Raw genomic sequence first — 4,459 nt, 5'->3', positions numbered from 1 at the left:
TGAAACCTCAAATTTGACGCCTTGTGGAATGAGGGTTTTGGTAGCGCCCGCCCACGTGGGCGGGCGAGGATTGAAACGCGTGAGCGACCCGCCGAAGTAAGGGAGACGTTATGTAGCGCCCGCCCACGTGGGCGGGCGAGGATTGAAACGGTAGTATTATCGGAGGATGATTCCCGCCACGCAGACACAGCAGAGGGCAATGAAGAACAGGATAACGGAGATGACGGCAACCGTTTTGAATAGCATGGGGGAATGACCTCGTACTGCTTTTTCTTTACTAATCGGTGCGGGATGCCTCAAACTTTAATTTATTTTACGGGCAGTTATATTAATTTACGGAGGATGGGCATGGAAGTTCTGGAGGCAATTTACACTCGCCGCAGCGTGCGGCACTATACCGACGAGCCGGTGACGCGGGAGGAGGTTCTGGAGATTGTCCGGGCCGGCTCCTGGGCTCCGTCGGGGCTCAATAATCAGCCGTGGCGGTTTGTCATTGTGCGTGACGGGGAGAAGCGCAGGGCCATGGCGGGGCTGACGAAGTACCGGCACATCCTGGGAGGGGCGCCGGTTTCCATTGCGGTCTTCTGCGACCGCACGGTCATGTACAACGATACCAAGGACCACCAGGCCATGGGGGCCTGTCTCCAGAACATGCTCCTGGCGGCCCATGCCCTGGGGCTCGGGGCCGTGTGGCTGGGGGAGATTCTGAAGAGCGCGGAGCAGGTTCGGGAACTGCTGGAATTGCCGGAGACGTTGGAGTTGATGGCGGTTGTGGCCGTGGGGCGGCCGGCGGAAGGCCTCCGCACGGGCAACCGGAAGGACCTCGGCGAACTGATCCTGAAGGAAGTGTGACGTGGGGGCGCTGTCTGCCGCGCCCGGTCAGATTAATTGTGGATTTTCATCCTTTATTTCTTCTCACACCCTGAAGGCCCGGCTTCCCTGTGACCCCAGCCAGCCGAAGAGTCGCCGCGGCATCTCGTCCAGCGGCACCACCTCGTCAACCCCACCCCGTGCAATAGCCTCCCTGGGCATCCCGAAGATCACGCAGCTTTTTTCGTCCTGGGCAAAGGTGTAGGCGCCGGCGTCGCGCATCTCCAGCATGCCGGCGGCGCCGTCGTCCCCCATGCCGGTCATGATGATGCCGACGGCGTTTTTCCCCGCGCGGTTGGCTGCCGAGCGGAAGAGGACGTCCACCGATGGCCGGTGGCGGCTGACCGGCGGGCCGTCGGAGATCTCGGCCACGTAGTTGGCCCCGCTGCGTGCCAGGAGGAGGTGCCGGTTGCCCGGTGCGATGTAGGCATGGCCCGGGAGGATCCGCTCGCCGTGCTCCGCCTCCTTTACGCTTATCCGGCAGAGGCTGTTCAGCCGCTGGGCAAAGGTGTGGGTGAAGGCTTCAGGCATATGCTGGGTGATGAGGATGCCGGGGGAGTCGGGGGGCATGGCCACGAGGAACGATTTCAGGGCCTCGGTGCCTCCGGTGGAGGCGCCGATGACAATGACCTTTTCGGTGGAGGAGAAGGTCCGGTGTTCCACCGGGAGTACGGCGTCGGCGGTGTTCTTGCGCTCCACGGAGAGGTGGACATGGGGGAGCGGCTGCCTGATCCTGGCCCTGGCTGCGACGCGGATCTTGTCGGTGATCTCCCGGGCGTATTCCTGTATGCCGCTGCTGATGTCGATCTTAGGCTTGGTGACGAAGTCCACGGCCCCCAGTTCCAGGGCGTGGAGCGTGATGTTGGAACTCTTCTCGGTGAGAGACGAGACCATGACCACCGGCATGGGGCGGAGGCGCATCAGCTTTTCGAGGAAGACCAGCCCGTCCATGCGGGGCATCTCCACGTCGAGTGTCAGGACATCGGGGTTGAGGGCCTTGATCTTTTCCCGCGCCACGAGGGGGTCGGGGGCTACTCCCACCACCTCCATGTCGGTCTGGTTGTTGATGATTTCCGTCAACAGGCTCCGGATGAGGGCGGAATCGTCGACAATGAGAACTTTGATGGGGCGATTGTCCATGGTCATCCCCCGATAAACAGCGCGTCGGCGGTGCCGTTGTTTCTGATCTGCCTGACAAAGGCGCGGCCGGTTGCCGGCGCGAAGTAGACCTTGCGGGGGTAGACGTCCCCCACGTCCACCGCCATTACCGGTATCTCCCGTTGTTCCAGGTAGCGCAGGGCGAATTCGGCGTTGCGCTCTCCCACGTCGGTGACGCCGTTGATGACCCGGCCGGCGCCGAAGACCTTTGCCTCCAGGTAGGGAAGCCGTCCCCCCAGGTGTATCAGGTGGGTGATCAGCAGTTCCATGGCGTGGGTGCCGTAGCGGGGCGACGGGGCGCCGGCCGCCGCTGCCTCGCCCGGGAGCATGTAGTGGTTCATGCCGCCGATGCCGCTTACCCGGTCGCGGATGCAGACCGAGACGCAGGAGCCGAGGACCGTGACGATCATGGTGTCGCTGTCGGTGGCGTGGTATTCCCCCGGAAGGATCTTGACCGCCGGCATGTTGAAGGTCCGGTCGTAATAGGAGTTTTTAGCGAAGTATTTGCCGGTGTGCATGGCTCCTCCTTCCTGACTACCGGGCGCCTTGCAGCGGGGCGTAGACCGTTTTGCCGCGGACCTGGAGGAGGTTTGCGGCGTGGTGGAAGCTCTCCGAGTGGCCGGCAAAGAGGAGCCCTTCGGGGTGGAGCAGGGGGACGAATTTCTTCAGGATTGCGTACTGGGTCTCCTTGTCGAAGTAGATCATCACGTTGCGGCAGAAGATCACGTCGAAGGGTCCCTGCACCGGCCAGCGGGCATCGAGAAGATTGACGCGCGTGAAGCTGATGAGTTTCTGCAGCTCGGGCCGCACCCGCACATAACCCGCCTGGGTGCCCGCACCCTTGAGGAAATAGCGCCGCAGCAGTTCGGCATCCAGCTTCTCGACCCGCTCCACCGGGTAAACCCCGCGCTCCCCCGTCGCCAGCACATTGGTGTCGATGTCGCTGGCGACGATGGTCACCGGCGGCGTCGTCGTACCGAAGGCCTCGCAGGCGGTGATGGCGAGGGAATAGGGCTCCTCGCCGGTGGATGCGGCCGAACACCAGATGCGCACGGGCCGGGTGGCCAGGGCGAGCATGTATTTTTCGAGAATCTTGAAGTGGTGACCCTCGCGGAAGAAGGAGGTGAGGTTCGTCGTCAGGGAATTGACGAAGGTCTCCCACTCCTTCTCGTCGCCCCCTTCGAGCAGGCGCAGGTAGTCGCGGAAGGAAGCCAGGCCGAGGGCACGCAGGCGGCGCGCCAGGCGCGAATAGACCATGTCGCGCTTGATCGGCGCCAGCGAGATGCCGGCGTGGTCGTAGATCAGCTTGCGGACCCGGTCGAAGTCCTCCTGCGTGAAATGGAACTCACGCTGGGGAACGATGGAAGGCACCTCGATGCGGGGCCTTTCTGGTGTTGTCGCCATGTTTTCTACCTGCCACGGCGGCGCGCCTCTGGCTGCGCCAGCCGCGAATGTCGGGGTTAGGGCTGCCGCCTAGAATTCTTCCCACTCTTCGTCGTCGCCGGCGGCGTGGGGCGGCGGTATCTGCTTCTGGCGCGGCGCACTGCGCGGCTTCTCCGGACTCGCCAACTGCCGCGGCTCCTGCAGCGTCCGCAGCGGCTCGCCCACCGCCCCGCCTTCCGCCAGCTTGAAGCTCCCTACCGCCTGCACCAGACCCCGCGCCTGTTCCTCCAGGCTCTCCGCCGCCGCCGCCGCCTCTTCCACCAGCGCCGCGTTCTGCTGCGGCACTTCGACCATCTGGCCCACCGCCTGCGTCACCTGCTCGATCCCAGAGCTCTGCTCCCGGCTCGCGCTCGTGATGTCCGTCACCAGCGCCGCCACCCGCTGGAACGACGTCACGACGTCGTCCATCGTGCTGCCCGCCTGCTGCACCAGCCGCGCGCCGCCTTCCACCTTGTCCACCGACTCCGCGATCAGCGCCTTGATCTCCTTCGCCGCCGTCGCACTCCGCTGCGCCAGGTTGCGCACTTCCGTCGCCACCACCGCGAAACCGCGGCCCTGCTCGCCCGCCCGTGCCGCTTCCACTGCCGCGTTCAGCGCCAGGATGTTCGTCTGGAACGCGATGCTGTCGATCACCCCGATGATGTCCGCGATCTTCCGCGAGCTGTCCTGGATGTCGCCCATCGTGCTCACCACCCGCTTCACCATCTCGCCACCCCGGCTCGCGATCTCGTTCGAGCTGTGCGCCAGCTCGTTCGCCTGTCGCGCGTTCTCCGCGTTCTGCTTCACCGTCGCGTTCAGCTCTTCCATCGAGCTCGCCGTCTCTTCCAGGCTCGACGCCTGCTCTTCCGTCCGCGACGACAGGTCCTGGTTCCCCGCCGCGATCTCCTTCGCCGCCGTGTTGATCGCGTCCGTCGCCTCCTTGATCCGTCCCACTACCTCCCGCAGCCTCTCCACCGTCGTGTTCGTGTCGTCCTTCAACTGACCGAAG

Annotated in this window: 5 protein-coding genes; 1 reads left to right on the top strand and 4 read right to left on the bottom strand. The window is 64.3% G+C overall.

Annotated elements, in window-relative coordinates:
• The first annotated feature begins 348 nt into the window (after positions 1-348).
• A complete protein-coding gene (locus RCH91_RS12525; RefSeq protein ID WP_306535301.1) occupies positions 349-852 on the top strand; it encodes a nitroreductase in 504 nt (167 codons plus the stop codon).
• Between the two features lie 63 nt (positions 853-915).
• Here the strand turns inward: RCH91_RS12525 and RCH91_RS12520 are convergent, their stop codons facing one another.
• The 4 genes from RCH91_RS12520 to RCH91_RS12505 all read right to left on the bottom strand — a co-directional run.
• A complete protein-coding gene (locus tag RCH91_RS12520; protein ID WP_306535300.1) occupies positions 916-2,010 on the bottom strand; it encodes a chemotaxis response regulator protein-glutamate methylesterase in 1,095 nt (364 codons plus the stop codon).
• 2 nt (positions 2,011-2,012) lie between these two features.
• Positions 2,013-2,546, bottom strand: coding sequence for a chemoreceptor glutamine deamidase CheD (cheD, locus tag RCH91_RS12515; RefSeq protein WP_306535299.1), 534 nt, complete (start codon positions 2,544-2,546; stop codon positions 2,013-2,015).
• Between the two features lie 16 nt (positions 2,547-2,562).
• Complete coding sequence (locus RCH91_RS12510) at positions 2,563-3,432, bottom strand: CheR family methyltransferase (RefSeq protein ID WP_306535298.1); 870 nt, start codon at positions 3,430-3,432, stop codon at positions 2,563-2,565.
• 69 nt (positions 3,433-3,501) lie between these two features.
• Positions 3,502-4,459, bottom strand: a 958-nt coding sequence (locus RCH91_RS12505) for a methyl-accepting chemotaxis protein (protein WP_306535297.1), incomplete at its 5' end; no start/stop codon positions are given.

This window comes from Geobacter sp. (genome assembly GCF_030834625.1).
Lineage (GTDB): Bacteria > Desulfobacterota > Desulfuromonadia > Geobacterales > Geobacteraceae > Geobacter.
Note: the sequence above shows the minus strand (reverse complement) of the source record. Positions and strands in the feature narration are given on the sequence as shown.